This is a genomic window from Rhodococcus sp. IEGM 1409 (genome assembly GCF_030056735.1).
Classification (GTDB): domain Bacteria; phylum Actinomycetota; class Actinomycetes; order Mycobacteriales; family Mycobacteriaceae; genus Rhodococcus_F.
Window position 1 is genome coordinate 229,336 of sequence record NZ_JASHKN010000010.1, and the last position, 15,716, is coordinate 245,051.

Below are 15,716 nucleotides of genomic sequence, written 5' to 3' on the forward strand. Positions count from 1 at the left end.
AATCACTCGGAGATCGCGGCTGTTCTTGTTTCAGGGCCGTCAGTTCGGCGGGGTCCCCGCAGGCGGTGCGGGTTCACCTCCGGGCGGAGTCGCATCCGGGGGAGTCGCGCCCGGCGCCGGTGCCGGGGCCGCGGGGGATGCGGGTGCTGCCGGAGCCCTCACGGAACCGTCGCTGATGTAGATCGTGACGGTCGAACCCGGGATCGCGGACCCGGACGGCGAAACTCCGGTGACCGTTCCCGCGCGCGCTCCGGACGCCGTCGTCACGGAATTGACCGTGAAGCCGGACGCCTGCAGCCGCGACGTTGCCGCCGACTGACTCAGGCCGACAACCTCGGGGACCTGGCCGTTCTGTGATCCCCGTACGTACTTCTCGTCGATCGGAGGCAGCGAGGTGGGCCCGAAGTTGTTGGCGACCGGGTTCATTGACGCGAACCAGGATCTTGCCGGTTCGGTACCGCCGTACAGGTTGCCGCTGTAGCAGGGGCGCAGCGGGCTCGAGCAGATCTCGCCGGGCGTCGGGGAGTCGCCGAAGATGTAGACGGCAGCGGCGAGGTTGTTGGTGAAGCCGAGGAACGCCGAGGACTTGTGGGTCTCGGTGGTACCCGTCTTGCCCGACATCGGCAGGCTCCATCCGGCGCTGCTCGCGGCTCCGGCAGACGTACCGGCGCCGACGTCGTCACGGCTCATGGCGTTGGCGAGGGTGTCTGCCAAACCGGGCTCGACAACCTGCTCACAGCCCTGCTCGGTGACGGCCACCGGCTTGCCGTAGCGGTCGAAGACCGAATCGATGGGACTCGGCGGGCACCACTTGCCGTGCGAGGCGAGAGTGGCCGCGACGTTGGAGAGTTCGAGCGGGTTGATCCAGGTGGGGCCGAGGGTGAACGAACCGAGGTTCTGTTCCTTCTGGAAGTCGGCCATGCTGCGCTCGTCGAAGCCCGAGGTGTTGGGATCGGCGTACGAGCGCATCCCGAGACGGACAGCCATGTCGACCGTCGGCGTGACGCCGGTTGCCTCGATGAGCTTGACGAAAGCGGTGTTGGGGGACTGTGCCAGCGCGTCGGTCACGGACAGCGTCGGCGGGTAGTTGCCGGCGTTCTCGACGCAGTACGTCGACACCGGGCATCCGGCCGCGCCACCGCTACCCATGCCCTTGGCTTCGAAGCGCTTGGGTACGTCGAGGGTCGCGTTGATGCCGAGGCCCTTCTCCATCGCCGCAGCCGTCGTGAAGATCTTGAAGACGGAACCCGCACCGTCGCCGGCCAGGGAGTACGGCTGCGCCTGGACGGTTTCGTCGGCGTCGGCGTTGAGTCCGTACGTGCGACTGCTGGCCATCGCGATGACCTTGTGCGAATCCTGACCCGGCCTGATCACGTTCATGACGTTGGCGATGCCGTCGAGGTTGGCGCTCGCGTTCGCGTTCAGTCCGGCTTTGGTGGACGCCTGGACTTGCGGATCGAGAGTGGTCTTGATGAGGTAACCACCCTCGTTGATCTGGTCGCGGGTGATTCCGGCGTCCGAGAGGTACTTGAGTGCGTAGTCACAGAAGAATCCGCGATCGCCTGCAGCGATGCAGCCGCGCGGCAAGTTGTTGGGAGTTTCCAGGACGCCGAGGGGCTCTTCCTTCGCTGCCCGGAACTCGTCGGCGCGATCCGGGATGTTCGTGATCATGGTGTCGAGCACAGTGTTACGACGCTCGGTGACGCCCTCGACGTTCGTGTACGGGTTCAGCGCGGAGCTGGACTGAACCATGCCGGCAAGCATTGCCGACTGGGGGACGCTCAGATCTGCGGCATCGACGCCGAAGTAGGTCTGAGCCGCGTCCTGAATGCCGAAGGATCCGTTGCCGAACGGCACTAGGTTCAGGTACCGGGTGAGGATCTCGTCTTTCGTGAGTTCCTTGTCCAGCGTCAGTGCCATCCGGATCTCGCGGATCTTTCGGGCCGGGGTGGTCTCGATGGCAGCGCGGCGCTCGGCATCCGTCTTGGCCACGACCAACAGCTGGTAGTTCTTCACATACTGCTGATCGAGTGTCGACGCGCCCTGCTGTACTTCACCGGTTGTCGTGTTGGTGAGGAAGGCGCGCAGCGTTCCCTGCCAGTCGACACCCTTGTGGTCGGGGAACCGTCGGTCCTCGATGGAGACGATCGCCAACTTCATGTTGTTGGAGATCTTCTCGCTCGGGACTTCGAAGCGTCGTTGGTCGTAGAGCCAGGCAATGGGGTTGCCGGCGGAATCGACCATGGTGGACACCGCGGGGACCGTGCCTTCGACCAGTTCGGCCGAGACGTTGTCGACGGTATCGGCAGCGCGGTTGGACGCGAATCCGAATCCGCCCGCCACCGGGAACATCACCCCTGCGACCAGGACACCCGCCAATGCGGAGCTTCCGGCGAGCTTCGCCACTGTTTTTGCAATCGACACGATCTACAGAGTACGTGTGCCCACCCATTGGAACCGGTTTCAGTGTTTTGTGAGTGTTCAAAACCTCCTGAACACGCGCTTTGTACTGCCGTACCAAAAAATGCGTCTGAGCGTCTTGCGTTAGGGCCGTTCTTTACCTAAATTGTGATCAGTGTGATCGACATAACACTCGATCACGAATGTGTCTCAGCTTTCACCGTGCTACCGCGGGACGGCTGAGATGGTGCGCTGCTCGCCTTATGGCGACGGTCAGACTTTGTAGAGGGGACCCAGAATGTACACAGCCACCCCGAGTAGCCGTTTGGACATCGAGCAGGCCGAGGCACGAATTGCCTGGGTAACTCAGGCAAGATGCCGCGAGGTCGACCCCGACCAACTTTTTGTTCGTGGCGCCGCGCAGCGCAAGGCGGCCACCATCTGCCGTCACTGCCCGGTCCTCATGCAGTGCGGAGCAGATGCTCTCGACAATCGTGTCGAGTTCGGCGTGTGGGGCGGGATGACGGAACGTCAGCGCCGTGCACTGCTCAAGCAGCACCCCGATGTCGATTCCTGGTCTGAGTTCTTCGAAGACCAGCGCCAGCATCACTCAGCAGTCTGATCCCGGCCGATCGGGGGATCAGCCCTTACGAGTGAGCTGATCTCCCACCGCGCGCAGTGCCTCGAGGTCCGAGACCTCGAACGGTAGCGACGGAACACCGATCAGCGGCACCCTCGGGTGAGCTGCGGTGAATCGGCTCAGCAAGGCGATTTCTCGCTTCGCGATCACTGCCCGATGGGCGTGGATACGGAGAACAGCTGCGGTGAGGGCCTCGGCCTCGGTCGCATTCTCCTTCGCTTCCAATTTGTCGGCGGCAGTCACCGCATGATCGGCAGGCAGAGCCGTCAAGGTGGGATGTGTGCGGTTGAGAACCAATCCGGCCAACGGCATCGAGTCGCCCGCAAGACGATCGACAAAGAATGCCGCCTCACGAAGAGCGTCGGGTTCGGCCGCTGCGATCACCAGGAAATGAGTCCCCGGCTGACGTAGCAACTCGTAGGTCTTCGTCGCGCGTTCACGGAAACCGCCGAACATCGAGTCGAGTGACTGCACGAATGCCGATGCATCCGAAAGCATTTGGCTTCCCACGATGGTCGAGACACCCTTCAGCGCCAACCCCATCGCGCCGGCCACGAGCCTGGTCAGGCCTCGACCGGGTGCAGAGAGCAGTCGGATCATCCGTCCGTCGAGGAACGTGCCGAGCCTCTGCGGAGCGTCGAGGAAGTCGAGGGCGTTGCGTGACGGCGGGGTATCGACGATCACCAGATCCCACGCGTCGTTCGACGCCAGCTGCCCCAACTTCTCCATCGCCATGTACTCCTGCGTTCCGGAGAACGATGTGGCAACGGTTTGGTAGAAGGGATTCGCCAGGATCTGCTCGGCCTTCTCGGGGCTCGAATGCTCGATGACCATCTCGTCGAAAGTCCGACGCATGTTCAGCATCATCGCGTGCAGTTCACCCGTGGCCTCAGGACCCAGCTTCACCGGCTGCGGAGTGTTGTCGAGTTCGGCCACACCCAAGGCCTGCGCGAGCCGACGGGCCGGATCGATGGTGAGGACGACTACGCGTCGGCCCTCTTCGGCCGCACGCAATGCCAGCGACGCAGCCGTCGTGGTCTTGCCGACGCCACCCGCGCCGCAACACACCACGATCCGTGCCGTCGGGTCCTTGATGATCGCCGAAATATCGAGGGCAGGAGCTACGCGCCGGCCGGTCCTGGAACTGCCGACCGTCACGTTCTCAGTGGTCTCGGTCATCACACGCCCTGTTCCGTGAGGTATTCGGCCAGCTCGTACAGCCCACCGAGATCAACGCCGTCGGCGAGTGCCGGAAGTTGCACCCGCGCGCCGTCGATCTCGCGGAGCTTCTCTGCACTGGATTCTTGAGCTTCGAGCACCGAAGCATGCTCGATCGTCTCGGTGAGCAGGCCCGCGAAGTCGTCGTCGGACAGATCGATGCCGACATCGGAGAGCGTCGACCGGATCGAAGCGGCGTCGATATTGCCGGCCGCAGCACCAGCGAGTTGATCTTCGGGCAAGAACCTCGGGCTGGCGCGATTGACGATGACGGCACCGAGGTTGAGGTCGTCACGCGCCAGTTCTGCGGCGGCGTCGGCAGTCTCCTGAACGGGCAGTGCTTCGAGAAGCGCAACCAGATGTACGACGGTTTCCGGCGAGTGCAGCAGGCGAACGACACCTTCACTCTGTGAGTGCACCGGGCCGCCTTTGGCGAGATCGGCCATCGCCTTGGTGACGTCGAGGAAGCTGCCGATCCGTCCGGTCGGGGGAGCGTCGACGACAACGGCGTCGTACACGCGCTTGCCGGTTCGATCGGTGCGGATGACGCACTCCTTGATCTTGCCGGTGAGCAGAACGTCGCGAAGGCCGGGAGCGATGGTCGTGGCAAATTCGATGGCGCCGAACTTACGCATCGCCCGTCCGGCGAAGCCGAGGTTGTAGAACATCTCGAGGTATTCGAGGAACGCCGTCTCGATGTCGACGGCGAGAGCCATCACTTCACCGCCACCTTCGGCGGCCGCGACCTTGGTCTCCTGCGGTGGAAGCGGCGGTACGTCGAAGAGCTGCGCGATTCCCTGACGGCCCTCGACCTCCACGAGGAGAACGCGCTTGCCGCCTTCGGCCAACGCGAGCGCCAACGCGGCGGCAACCGTGGACTTACCGGTTCCGCCTTTACCCGACACAAAGTGCAGGCGGGCCTTCGTCGCAGACTCGGGCCAGGTCCTGCTCAGCTCATCTTGGGATGCAACCACACCGCGAGCCTATAAGTCTGGGGCCGAAGATGTGCGCGGGATAGGCTCAGCGCATGAGCGAAATAACTTCCTGGGAATACACGGTGACTCCGTTGCTGGTCCACAATCCGAAGGCAATTCTCGACAACTGGGGTGTCGACGGCTGGGAACTCGTCGCAGTCCTGCCGAGCGCGTCAGGCGAGCAGCACGTCGCGTACATGAAGCGTCCGAAGGGCTGAATCACATGGCAGAGGCAACACAGACCTGGTCGGAGCGTCTCGCCGAACTGGGCATCGCACTTCCCGCCGTCGCGGCACCCGTCGCTGCGTACGTTCCCGCGGTTCGCAGTGGCAACCACGTGTACACGTCGGGTCAGCTCCCGTTCGTCGACGGAAAACTGGCGCTGACCGGCAAGCTCGGCGCGGGCGTGTCGGATGAGGACGCCAAGGCCGCGGCACGTACCTGCGCGCTCAACGCCCTCGCTGCCATCGACGCGCTGGTCGGCATCGACAACGTCGTCCGCGTCGTGAAGGTCGTCGGCTTCGTGGCATCCGCCGAAGGATTCACCGGCCAGCCCGGCGTGATCAACGGCGCATCCGAATTCCTCGGCGAGGTGCTCGGCGACGCCGGCATCCACGCTCGTTCGGCTGTCGGAGTGGCAGAACTTCCCCTCGGCTCACCCGTCGAGGTGGAACTGATCGTCGAAGTTCGCTGATGTCGACGGTCCATCCCGCCTACGCGCAGCTTCGCCGCGTTACCGACATCGCTTCGGTCTTGCTCGAGAACAATCCGGGCATGATGACGCTGGACGGTACGAACACCTGGATTCTGCATGCCCCCGGCAGCGTGGAGTGTGTTGTCGTTGATCCAGGTGACAACGACGAGGAACACCTGCAACGGGTCGCTGGTGTGGGTCCGGTAGCGCTGACCTTGATCACGCACCGGCACTACGACCACACCGGCGGGGTGGACCGTTTCCATGAATTGACTTCGGCTCCGGTGCGTTCCGTCGACCCCACATTTCTGCGTGGGGGCGCCTCGGCACTTGTCGACGGTGAAGTGATCGAGGTGGCGGGTCTGAAGTTGCGGATCCTCGCAACGCCGGGCCACACCGCGGACTCGGTGTCGATCGTCATCGAGAACGATGCGAGCGTGCTGACGGGCGACACCATTCTCGGCCGTGGCACGGCAGTTCTCGACGATTCCGACGGCGATCTGGGGGATTACCTCACCTCGCTGCGATCTCTGGCCGCGCTCGGCGACGGATTGACGGTTCTGCCCGGGCACGGTCCGGACCTGCCCGATCTACAGGCGATTTCGCAGCAGTACCTGGCTCACCGCGAGGAGCGTCTGGATCAGGTGCGGGCCGCTCTGTCGACGTTGGGGGAGTCGGCGTCGGTTCGCGACATTGTCGAACACGTCTACTCCGACGTGGACCCGAAGCTGTGGCCGGTGGCGGAAAAATCCGTCAACGTGCAGTTGGCGTATCTGCGCCGCTGAGGCGCTCGGCGCCGACATGGGGAGCTGAGGCGCTCGGCGCCGACATGGGGAGCTGAGGCGCTCGGCGCCGATATGGGGAGCTGAGGCGGGTAAGTGAACTGCCGCCATCTATGCCAATCGAGGTATAGCTGGCGGCAGTTTTTGCATTTGTTTGATATGGGTCACGGGCCAATAGTTAGTCCATGACCTCACAATGCGACGGATGGATCCGCAATTACGTGGACGGCTCCTATGTCGAACCCGACGAGTCGTCGAGCTTCGATCAGGTTGACCCCGCAACGGGCCGTGTTCTCGCCCGGGTCCACGAGGCCGACAAGGCCCTGGTCGATCGGGCCGTGACTTCTGCCAGACGCGCCCTGGACAACGGTTGGGCCGATACGCCGGTCCGGGAGCGGACGGCTCTGCTGAGGCGGGCCGCCGACCGGATCGAGGAGCGATTCGTAGAGTTCGTCGCCGCAGAAATGGCGGACACCGGCAAGCCGATCACGCAGGCACGCGAACTCGACGTTGCGCGCGCCCTGACGAACTTCCGCACCTTCGCCGACATCGTCGCCGCGGCCGGACAGGAATCGTTTGTCACGGATCTCGCCGGTGGCAAGCAGGCGCTGAACTACGCGATCCGCAAGCCGCTCGGCGTGGTCGCCGTCATCGTTCCGTGGAACCTGCCGCTGCTTCTCCTGACCTGGAAGGTTGCGCCCGCGCTCGCGTGCGGAAACTCCGTGGTGGTCAAGCCTTCCGAAGAAACCCCAGCGACTGCGTCGTTGCTGGCCGAGGTACTCGAAGAGGTCGGCCTGCCTGCCGGTGTCTACAACGTCGTCCACGGATTCGGCGCGAACTCAGCCGGCGAGTTCCTCACCACGCACCCCGGTATCGACGGCGTCACCTTCACCGGATCTTCGGCAACCGGTTCCCATGTCATGAAAACCGTTGCGCCGCGGGTTCGTCCGGTCTCCTTCGAGCTCGGCGGCAAGAACGCCGCGATCGTGTTCGACGACGTCGACATCGACGAAGCGCTGACGGGTCTGACAAAGTCGGTGTTCACCAACACCGGCCAGGTTTGCCTGTGCACCGAACGGGTGTACGTGCACCGCAGCATTTTCGACGACATCGCCGGTGGACTCGTCGAGCGGGCAGCAGGATTGCGTCTGGGCGACCCGACGCTCGCTGCGACGACGACCGGTCCGCTCATCTCGCAGGCGCACCGGAAGAAGGTGCTCGACTACTTCGAGATCGCCGAGCAGGAGGGCGCGAAAGTACTGACCGGCGGCGGTATTCCGGATCTCGGACAGGAACTGTCGGGCGGATCCTGGATCGAACCCACCCTGTGGACGGGCTTGACCAACAAGGATCGCGCCGTGCGCGAGGAGATCTTCGGACCCGTCGCAGCACTTATTCCGTTCGACACGGAAGCCGAAGCGATCGCCCTGGCAAACGACACCGAGTACGGCCTGGCTGCCTCCGTGTGGACCAACGACCTGCGCCGCGGACACCGCGTCGCCCAGAAGATGAACGTCGGAATCTCCTGGGTCAACACGTGGTTCACCCGTGAACTGCGATCCCCCTTCGGTGGCATGGGCCTGTCCGGCATCGGGCGCGAGGGTGGCGAGTCCTCGCTGCACTTCTACACCGAACCGACAAACGTTTGTGTGCAACTGTGAACATCGAAACCGCAAAAGTTCTCCAGAAATGAGCGAGGCGTGATGACAGCCCCAGAAGACACCGTATCCGCACTCGCCCGTCGCCTCGACGACGCTCAGCAGAGTCGCACCGACACCCCGAGTCTCGCCGACGATCACACGATCGACATCGACGAGGCCTACCGGATCCAGAACGAACTCCTCGAACGACGCACCAGCCGTGGTGAATCGGTTGTGGGCATCAAGCTCGGCTTCACCAGCAAAGCGAAGATGGCGCAGATGGGTGTCTCCGAGGTGATCGTCGGTCAGTTGACCGATGCCATGTGCGTCAGCAACGGCGGCGAAGTCGACCTGACGACGTTCATTCATCCCAAGATCGAACCCGAAGTGGCATACCGTCTGTCGAAGGACGTCGATCTCGACGATCCGAACGTCGACATCGAAACCTGCGTCGACGCTCTGGCTCCCGCAATGGAGATCATCGACTCGCGCTACCGCGACTTCCGCTTCACCTACACCGACGTCGTCGCGGACAACACCAGCGCTGCCGGGTACGTGATCGGGCGTTGGCTGCCACTGCAGAACGTCGAAGATCGTTCCGTGCGTATCGAAGTCGGCGGCGAGACGGTAGTCGGTTCGACGGCGGCAATTCTCGGCGACCCGGCGCGAGCATTGCACGCGCTACTCGACATCGCGCGCCGACGCCGAATCCCGTTGCGCGCCGGGCAGGTAATCCTGGCCGGTGCCGCTACAGCAGCTGTGCGACTCGACGAGGGCGTCGCACAGTGCAGCATCGACGGACTCGGAACCGTCACGGTGAAAGGTGTGAAGCGATGAGTGGGGCGCAGGTCATCGAGAAGCTGGCAAAGCCTCGTGGAAAGTTCCCGCACGTCAAGGTGGTTGGTGACTTCGTCTACGTCTCCGGCACCAGTTCGCGTCGGCCCGACAACACGTTTGTCGGCGTCGAGGTCGACGAGATGGGGACCACGGCGCTCGACATTCGGGCGCAGACCCGTGCCGTCATCGAGAACATCGCGGCGATCCTCGCCGAGGTGGGCGGAGAACTCAGTGATCTGGTTCAGGTCACCTCGTACCTGGTGTCGATGAACGACTTCGGTGGATACAACGAGGTGTACGCCGAACTGTTCGACGAAAACGGTCCGACGAGAACGACTGTGGCTGTTCACCAACTGCCCCACCCGCACCTGCTCATCGAAATTTCCGGCGTGGCGTACGTGCCCGCCTCCAAGCGCTCAGCGTCCGAAGATTCCAAGCGCTCAGCGTCCGAAGATACGGAGAATGCATCATGACCACGATCCCTCCCGTCATCGACTTCAAGAAGTGGATCGACGACAACCGCCACCTCCTGCAGCCGCCCGTCAACAATCAGACGATGGCGCTGGGAGACGACTTCATCGTGCAGGTCGTCGGTGGCCCCAACCAGCGGACCGACTACCACCTCGATCCATACGAGGAGTGGTTCTACCAGCTCGAAGGCGACATCCACGTCAACGTCATGACCGACGACGGTCCTCAGCGTGTCGACATTCGCGAGGGCGAAACCTGGTTGCTGCCGGGAGACATTCCGCATTCGCCGCAGCGTCCCACCGCGGGCTCGATCGGCCTTGTCATCGAACGAGTCCGCAAGGAAGGCACGCTCGAGAAGTTCCAGTGGTACTGCCTCGAATGCGATCACAAGATTCACGAGGTCGAACTCCAGGTGCGTGACATCGTTGCCGACCTGCCGCCGGTGTTCGTCAAGTTCTACGAGAGCGAAGAAGCCCGCACGTGTGACAAGTGCGGCACGCTCCATCCCGGCAAGGGCTGAGCGATGAGCAACCTGATCGACATCCATACCCACTACGTGCCCAACGGGTGGCCGGATCTGACCGAAGACGCGGGGCCGCAGGCGCCGTGGCTGAAGGTCGAGTCGGAAACCGAAGCCATGATCATGATGGGCACCAAGGAGTTCCGTCGCATCCAGTCCGATGCCTGGGATGCCGAGGTGCGGCTTCGGGACATGGATGCCGACGGTGTGCACACGCAGGTCGTTTCGCCGACGCCCGCGTTTTTCAACTACGGCCGCAGCGGCGAGCAGGCAAGTCGCATTGCACGGATCTTCAACGACCTGGCGCTCGAGATCGTGGAGCCTGCGAAGGATCGGTTGATTCCGTTCTGCCAGGTGCCTCTGCAAGACGCAGACGCAGCGTGCCGTGAGTTGGAGCGGTGCATCGCGAACGGGCACCGCGGTGTCGAGATCGGCAATCATGTGGGCGATCTGGACCTCGACAGCGAGGGCGTGGTGACGTTCCTGCAGCACTGCGCGTCGCTGGACGTGCCGGTATTCGTGCACCCCTGGGACATGGCCAACTCTCCGCGCCTCGATCGCTGGATGGCGCAGTGGCTCACGGCGATGCCGGCCGAAACGCATCTGTCGATACTCGCGCTGATTCTCGGTGGTGTGTTCGACAAGATCGACGATCGTCTCAAGATCGGATTTGCGCACGGTGGTGGATCTTTCGCATTCTGGTTGGGCCGGATGGAAAACGCCTGGCACGGCCGCAACGACATCATCGGTACGTCGGAGTTCCCACCTTCGCATTACCTGGGAAGGTTCTACGTGGATTCCGTCGTCTTCGACGAGCGTGCGCTGCGATTGCTGGTGGATACGGTGGGGGTGGACCGTGTGATGGTGGGTAGTGATTACCCGTACCCCTTGGGGGAGCGTCCGGTCGGTGAGGTGGTTCGCAAGAGTGAGTTCTTGGACGATACTGCGCGCCAACTGATTTCGCGGGGGAATGCCGAACGCTTCTTGGGTCTCGTCTGAGACCCCGGCTATACCCTTTCCGGTATGGCGGACGGTGAATTCGGCATTTGTGAGTCATGTCTCGAGCGAGCACAATTCCAAACACAACGATCGACGACGCTCGTGATGCCGACAATCCCGAAGACGGGGTCGGTGACAACAGATTTCATCGTCCGCCTGCCCCATCCAATCGATAGGTTCCGCGATGTCAGACAAGATATCCAACAGCACAACGAGTGACGGAAAGCCGTTACCGGAGAAAGCTGCCCGTAGCCGAGTTGCCATGGCAACTCTGGCAGGCACAACTCTCGAATGGTACGACTTCTTCCTCTACGGCACAGCTGCCGCTCTGATCTTCAACAAACAATTCTTCCCGAGCCTGAGCCCCACGGCGGGCACGCTGGCTGCCTTCAGCACCTTCGCCGTCGGATTCATCGCACGGCCGGTGGGTGGACTCGTGTTCGGGCACTTCGGTGACCGGATCGGGCGCAAGGCCACCCTCGTGGTCTCCCTGGTGATGATGGGCGTCGGTTCCACACTCATCGGCCTCATCCCGAACTACGACTCCATCGGATTCTGGGCACCCGTCCTCCTGGTGGCCATGCGCGTCGTTCAGGGCATCGGTCTGGGCGGTGAAGGCGCCGGCGCGACACTCATGTCGATGGAGCACGCGCCGGCCGGGCAGAAGAATCGTTATGCAGGTTTCCCGCAGATGGGCACACCCGCCGGACTCGTTCTGGCCAACGGCATCTTCCTGACGACCAACGCCGTGATGTCGGACTCGGCATTCGCGTCGTGGGGTTGGCGAATCCCGTTCCTGCTCAGCTTCGTCCTCGTCGCAATCGGTCTGGTGATTCGCTTGCGCGTCACGGAGTCGCCGTCATTCGCCGGTATCATGGAGAAGGGCGAAATAGTCCGCTTCCCGCTGCGTGAGTCGCTCAAGGTCGGCTTCCCGCGTTTGTCGCTGACGCTGGCCGCGTGCTTGGCGAACTCCGCCGTGGCGTACGCCTTCATGGTGTTCACTCTGTCGTACGGAACTCAACATCTGGGCTACGACAAGCAGTTCCTCGTGCTCAGCGTGACCGCGGCGGCTGTCCTGTGGTTCCTCTCCATCCCGTTCTGGACCAAGATCGCCGACAAGTACGGGCGTCGACACATGTTCATCGGCGGGTCTGCCGCAATCCTGTTGTGGTGCATCGTGTTCTTCCCGCTCCTCAACACCGAGAACAAGGTGATCGCCGTCATCGCGTTCCTGGGTATGGGCCTGATCGTTCCGGTCACCCATTGCGTTCAGGGCAGCATCATCGCCGACACGTTCCCGGCCAAGGTCCGCTATTCCGGTTCGTCTCTGATCCTCCAGAGTGGTGCGATTCTCGGCGGTGGGCTGGCACCGATGATCGCCACGGCTCTGCTGGACGCCACCGGGTCTTCGGTGGGCGTCACCTGGTACCTCGCCGCGATGTGCACGATCAGCCTGGTCGGCGCCATCGCCCTGTTCAAGATTGTCCCCGATTCGTCGCGGGGCTTGGAGCACGAGGAGATTCGCGTCTCCGAAAACGCTTGAGTGCTGAATTGATCCGAATCGGCTCGCTCCCTCTGCAGGGAACGGGCCGATCGGCGTTTCACGGTCGCATGAGCTCAGCTGCAAAGGACTCCAGCGTCGCGATCAGGGCCTGCGCGGACGGGCTCGACGTGCGAGTCGCCGACGAGGTGATACCGACGCTGTGCCCGATCGGATCGAGTGTGATGGACAGGGTGGTCAAGCGTGCGTCGTCGCGGGGGATGAGACTCGGTAGTACCGCGATCATGTCGGTCTCGACAAGCAGCTGGCGCACGGTGAGGAAAGAGGTTGCCTCGACGCGATTTTCGGGCAACGGCAGGCCGTTGCGGGCGAAGAACTCCTCGAGCTCACGGCGGAGCACTGTCTCGACCCCGGGCAGGATCCAAGGGAAGCCGCGTAGTTCTTCGAGTTGGACGTCCTCGCGGTGAGCGAGCGGGTGATCCACGCGGGTGACGAGTTCGACGGACTCCGCGTAGAGGTTCCGTCTTATCGCGGTGTCATCGGTAGGTGAGGTGAGCCGGCCGACGATCAGGTCGATCCGGCCCGCTTCCAGATCGGTGAGCAACTGTTCGGGCGTGCCTTCGCGCACCACGACTGTGAGCAGCGGGTGGTGAACCTTCAGGCGCGCGATTGCGCCGGGAAGCAGCACGTTGGATCCGGCGAGATGTGTTCCCACGATGACGGTTCCGCGATTGGCATCGGCAAGTTCGACGACGTGCCGCCCCGCTTCGGTCAGCTGCGCGATCACGGCCCGCGCATGAGTGGTGAAGGCCTCGCCGAAAATGGTCGGGGTGATTCCGCGTGGGCCGCGGTCGAAGAGTGAGACACCGAGAATGGACTCGATGTCGTGCAGACTGCGGGTTGCGACGGGTTGCGTGATGTGAAGTGCGGCAGCGGCGCCGACAACACTGCCCTGACGGCTCAATGCGTCGACGAGCAGTAGGTGGCGGAGTTTGAGTCGCCCGTCGAGGAGCTTGGGCATGTCCATGGAGCAATCCTAGACGGGATTACCGCGAGTGGGTAGGCGCCCGAAGTTGCTCAGGAGAAGGTGATTCCGATCGGTTGGGCCGAGGTGTACTTCTCCCAGGTTTCGCTGCTGTCCGGACTTCCCGTGTGTGCAAACGACGTCCAGTGCCGGCGCATCCGACGGCCCAGTGCGTCGATGCTCTGCCAGTCACTGCTGCCCAGCATCGGTGAGCCCTCCCATGACTGGTCGGTTCCCAACACGAAGGGTAGTTCGATGCAGTGAGTGGCTCCGAAGACGTCGTCCGTCGGTGCCCAGTCGAAGCGATACGTGTACACCGACGCACCGATCTCTGTGAAGGCGTCGGCCAGCTCCATCGTCGGTTCGGCAAACATGTTCTGTGTCAGTGCCTTTTCGGCGATACGGTCGGGGTCGGGTACTCCCGCGACGCCGCGCAGGAAAGCGGATCCCTCGTCTCGGGTGTAGCCCACGATGACGTCCGGCGCTGACTCGAAAGTTCGGGCCACCGGTCCCAGCTCGGAAATCGGTGCGAAGGGCGGTTGCACGACATTGGGGGAACGTCGGCTGAACTCGATTGCCGTGCTGCGGAATGCGTCGAGAATGCAGGAGAGTGTCGCGGTCCGAGGATCTCCGTCGAGCAGTCGGGCAAACGTCTCGCCGTTCTCGATCGCCGCAGACTGCGTGAAGTTGAGATCCGGTCGCGGGGTACTCTGCAGAATTGCTCGATGGAACAGAGTTCGAGAATTGTTACTGTTCAACAGGTTAACGATGGAATGAGCGCCGGCCGACTGGCCGAATGCGGTGACCGAGTCTGGGTCACCGCCGAATGCCTCGATGTTCTCGCGTACCCACTCGAGCGCCGCGATCTGATCGTGGACCCCGAGATTGCCTTCGCTGACGCCGTCGAGGAGGAGGTATCCGAGCACGCCGACGCGGTAGTTGACCGACACTACGACGACGTCGCCCTCAGCTGACAAAGCGCCGCCGTCGTACCAGGGGAGGGAGCCGCCGCCACTGGAATAGCCGCCACCGTGCAGCCACACCATCACCGGGCGATGACCGGTCAGCGACGGGGTTGTGACGGTGACGGTGAAGCTGTCCTCGCTCTGCTTCGGTTCGGGGAGCGGTGGCCCCATGATGCGTTCGAGTCGTGAAGGTGGTTGGGGGAACACCGTTCCAAGCGCTGTGGCGTCGAAGACGTCGGAGAACGGTTCCACCGGCCGCGGCTTCTCGAAGCGCGGTGCGCGGGCGTAGGGGATCGCACCGAAGTAGTAGGAACCGTCACGCTTTCGGCCGCGGATCTTCCCCGAAGTTGTGGATGCGATCACCGTCTCGGACGAGGACATGGGTTCCTTTCTTCTTGTGCTGTCGTTTCGGACATGCCTTTTCGAGCATGCCAGGTGGATGCCGCGGCACAAATGCCTTTGTGGTCGTGCGGTATGCGTTACGGCGTGAGTGCCTGTGCCAGTCGATCTTCGAGTCGCGTCGTCACTCGGGTGTACACGGCACCGTCGTCCAGGGCTCGGGACATCACTATCGCGCCTTGGATTCCGGCCACAGCTTCTTCGGCGAGTCCGATGGAATTTTCGGCACCGACGAGTGCCGCCTCGAGAGCGACTGTCCATTCGTCGAAGTAGGTTCGCACCCTGGCGCCGAATCGGGTTCGCTCTTCACCGAGTGCAAATGCGCCGAACAGGCAAATGCGTTGCCCTGACCGAAAGTAGTCGGCCACGGTAGCGAACATGCTCTGGATGCGCTGCCTCGGTGGAACCGACTCTGCTCGAAGCGGTTCGAAGACTTCGGTGCGAAACCATCCGTCGACCTCGTCGAGCACGGCCTCGGCCATCTCTTCCTTCCCGCGCGGAAAGAAGTTGTAGAGACTGCCTTTGCCCAAACCGGTGTGTTCGGTGATGACGGCCAGGCTTGCTCCGTCGAACCCGTAGGTTCGAAACACGTTCGCGAGAGCGGGGATCGTGTCCGAGCGTTCAGCTACCTGTCTGGCCATGGATTCATCCT

The 15,716-nt window shown here is 63.0% G+C and carries 16 protein-coding genes; 10 read left to right on the forward strand and 6 right to left on the reverse strand.

The window, feature by feature from the left end:
• Nucleotides 1-39: 39 nt before the first annotated feature.
• The gene (locus QM716_RS24050; protein ID WP_283306707.1) at nucleotides 40-2,406 is read right to left on the reverse strand and encodes a penicillin-binding protein; all 2,367 of its coding nucleotides are present in this window, start codon (nucleotides 2,404-2,406) and stop codon (nucleotides 40-42) included.
• A gap of 292 nt (nucleotides 2,407-2,698) precedes the next feature.
• Here QM716_RS24050 and QM716_RS24055 point away from each other — a divergent pair, with 292 nt between their 5' ends.
• Complete coding sequence (locus QM716_RS24055; RefSeq protein ID WP_007732375.1) at nucleotides 2,699-3,022, forward strand: WhiB family transcriptional regulator; 324 nt, start codon at nucleotides 2,699-2,701, stop codon at nucleotides 3,020-3,022.
• Nucleotides 3,023-3,040: 18 nt separating this feature from the next.
• Here the strand turns inward: QM716_RS24055 and bagB are convergent, their stop codons facing one another.
• On the reverse strand, nucleotides 3,041-4,219 hold the full coding sequence (bagB, locus tag QM716_RS24060; protein ID WP_283306641.1) for an ATPase BagB: 1,179 nt from the start codon (nucleotides 4,217-4,219) through the stop codon (nucleotides 3,041-3,043).
• A complete protein-coding gene (gene bagA, locus QM716_RS24065; RefSeq protein WP_283306642.1) occupies nucleotides 4,219-5,232 on the reverse strand; it encodes an ATPase BagA in 1,014 nt (337 codons plus the stop codon). The genes bagB and bagA overlap by 1 nt, the downstream gene beginning before the upstream one ends.
• 53 nt (nucleotides 5,233-5,285) lie before the next feature.
• Between bagA and sp36 the strand changes: the two genes are divergently transcribed.
• The 9 genes from sp36 (at nucleotide 5,286) to QM716_RS24110 (ending at nucleotide 12,718) form a co-directional block, all read left to right on the forward strand.
• The gene (gene sp36 / locus QM716_RS24070) at nucleotides 5,286-5,450 is read left to right on the forward strand and encodes a Sp36 family protein (protein WP_003943454.1); all 165 of its coding nucleotides are present in this window, start codon (nucleotides 5,286-5,288) and stop codon (nucleotides 5,448-5,450) included.
• Nucleotides 5,451-5,455: 5 nt separating this feature from the next.
• Nucleotides 5,456-5,926 (forward strand): RidA family protein, encoded by a 471-nt coding sequence (locus tag QM716_RS24075; protein ID WP_003943508.1) that lies wholly within the window; start codon nucleotides 5,456-5,458, stop codon nucleotides 5,924-5,926.
• Entirely contained in the window at nucleotides 5,926-6,711 is a 786-nt protein-coding gene (locus QM716_RS24080) for an MBL fold metallo-hydrolase (RefSeq protein ID WP_283306645.1), read from the forward strand. The genes QM716_RS24075 and QM716_RS24080 overlap by 1 nt, the downstream gene beginning before the upstream one ends.
• A gap of 182 nt (nucleotides 6,712-6,893) precedes the next feature.
• Nucleotides 6,894-8,369, forward strand: a complete 1,476-nt coding sequence (locus tag QM716_RS24085) for a 2-hydroxymuconic semialdehyde dehydrogenase (protein ID WP_283306646.1) — start codon at nucleotides 6,894-6,896, stop codon at nucleotides 8,367-8,369.
• A gap of 42 nt (nucleotides 8,370-8,411) precedes the next feature.
• A complete protein-coding gene (locus QM716_RS24090) occupies nucleotides 8,412-9,185 on the forward strand; it encodes a 2-keto-4-pentenoate hydratase (protein ID WP_283306648.1) in 774 nt (257 codons plus the stop codon).
• Nucleotides 9,182-9,658 carry a RidA family protein gene (locus QM716_RS24095; protein WP_283306649.1) on the forward strand — a complete coding sequence of 159 codons (477 nt, stop codon included), beginning with the start codon at nucleotides 9,182-9,184 and terminating at the stop codon, nucleotides 9,656-9,658. Before QM716_RS24090 ends, QM716_RS24095 begins: the two co-directional genes overlap by 4 nt.
• Nucleotides 9,655-10,176: a 3-hydroxyanthranilate 3,4-dioxygenase gene (locus QM716_RS24100; RefSeq protein ID WP_283306651.1), complete on the forward strand. Its 522-nt coding sequence runs from the start codon at nucleotides 9,655-9,657 to the stop codon at nucleotides 10,174-10,176. Before QM716_RS24095 ends, QM716_RS24100 begins: the two co-directional genes overlap by 4 nt.
• 3 nt (nucleotides 10,177-10,179) lie before the next feature.
• Nucleotides 10,180-11,175: an amidohydrolase family protein gene (locus QM716_RS24105; protein WP_283306652.1), complete on the forward strand. Its 996-nt coding sequence runs from the start codon at nucleotides 10,180-10,182 to the stop codon at nucleotides 11,173-11,175.
• Nucleotides 11,176-11,359: 184 nt separating this feature from the next.
• Entirely contained in the window at nucleotides 11,360-12,718 is a 1,359-nt protein-coding gene (locus QM716_RS24110) for an MFS transporter (protein WP_283306654.1), read from the forward strand.
• A 58-nt stretch (nucleotides 12,719-12,776) separates the two neighbouring features.
• Here the strand turns inward: QM716_RS24110 and QM716_RS24115 are convergent, their stop codons facing one another.
• The 3 genes from QM716_RS24115 to QM716_RS24125 all read right to left on the reverse strand — a co-directional run bounded on the left by QM716_RS24115 (nucleotide 12,777) and on the right by QM716_RS24125 (nucleotide 15,705).
• On the reverse strand, nucleotides 12,777-13,703 hold the full coding sequence (locus QM716_RS24115; RefSeq protein WP_283306655.1) for a LysR substrate-binding domain-containing protein: 927 nt from the start codon (nucleotides 13,701-13,703) through the stop codon (nucleotides 12,777-12,779).
• A gap of 50 nt (nucleotides 13,704-13,753) precedes the next feature.
• Nucleotides 13,754-15,046, reverse strand: coding sequence for a carboxylesterase family protein (locus QM716_RS24120; RefSeq protein ID WP_283306656.1), 1,293 nt, complete (start codon nucleotides 15,044-15,046; stop codon nucleotides 13,754-13,756).
• Between the two features lie 98 nt (nucleotides 15,047-15,144).
• Nucleotides 15,145-15,705, reverse strand: coding sequence for a TetR/AcrR family transcriptional regulator (locus tag QM716_RS24125; protein ID WP_283306657.1), 561 nt, complete (start codon nucleotides 15,703-15,705; stop codon nucleotides 15,145-15,147).
• Between the last annotated feature and the right edge of the window lie 11 nt (nucleotides 15,706-15,716).

What these genes read in the sequence shown, in the direction of transcription:
- sp36 (WP_003943454.1), top strand. Translation starts at nt 5,286, where the DNA reads ATGAGCGAAATAACTTCCTGGGAATACACGGTGACTCCGTTGCTGGTC.
- QM716_RS24080 (WP_283306645.1), top strand. Translation starts at nt 5,926, where the DNA reads ATGTCGACGGTCCATCCCGCCTACGCGCAGCTTCGCCGCGTTACCGAC.
- QM716_RS24055 (WP_007732375.1), top strand. Translation starts at nt 2,699, where the DNA reads ATGTACACAGCCACCCCGAGTAGCCGTTTGGACATCGAGCAGGCCGAG.
- QM716_RS24115 (WP_283306655.1), bottom strand. Translation starts at nt 13,703, where the DNA reads ATGGACATGCCCAAGCTCCTCGACGGGCGACTCAAACTCCGCCACCTA.
- QM716_RS24075 (WP_003943508.1), top strand. Translation starts at nt 5,456, where the DNA reads ATGGCAGAGGCAACACAGACCTGGTCGGAGCGTCTCGCCGAACTGGGC.
- bagB (WP_283306641.1), bottom strand. Translation starts at nt 4,219, where the DNA reads ATGACCGAGACCACTGAGAACGTGACGGTCGGCAGTTCCAGGACCGGC.
- QM716_RS24100 (WP_283306651.1), top strand. Translation starts at nt 9,655, where the DNA reads ATGACCACGATCCCTCCCGTCATCGACTTCAAGAAGTGGATCGACGAC.
- QM716_RS24110 (WP_283306654.1), top strand. Translation starts at nt 11,360, where the DNA reads ATGTCAGACAAGATATCCAACAGCACAACGAGTGACGGAAAGCCGTTA.
- QM716_RS24125 (WP_283306657.1), bottom strand. Translation starts at nt 15,705, where the DNA reads ATGGCCAGACAGGTAGCTGAACGCTCGGACACGATCCCCGCTCTCGCG.
- QM716_RS24085 (WP_283306646.1), top strand. Translation starts at nt 6,894, where the DNA reads ATGACCTCACAATGCGACGGATGGATCCGCAATTACGTGGACGGCTCC.
- QM716_RS24090 (WP_283306648.1), top strand. Translation starts at nt 8,412, where the DNA reads ATGACAGCCCCAGAAGACACCGTATCCGCACTCGCCCGTCGCCTCGAC.
- QM716_RS24120 (WP_283306656.1), bottom strand. Translation starts at nt 15,046, where the DNA reads ATGTCCTCGTCCGAGACGGTGATCGCATCCACAACTTCGGGGAAGATC.
- QM716_RS24105 (WP_283306652.1), top strand. Translation starts at nt 10,180, where the DNA reads ATGAGCAACCTGATCGACATCCATACCCACTACGTGCCCAACGGGTGG.
- QM716_RS24095 (WP_283306649.1), top strand. Translation starts at nt 9,182, where the DNA reads ATGAGTGGGGCGCAGGTCATCGAGAAGCTGGCAAAGCCTCGTGGAAAG.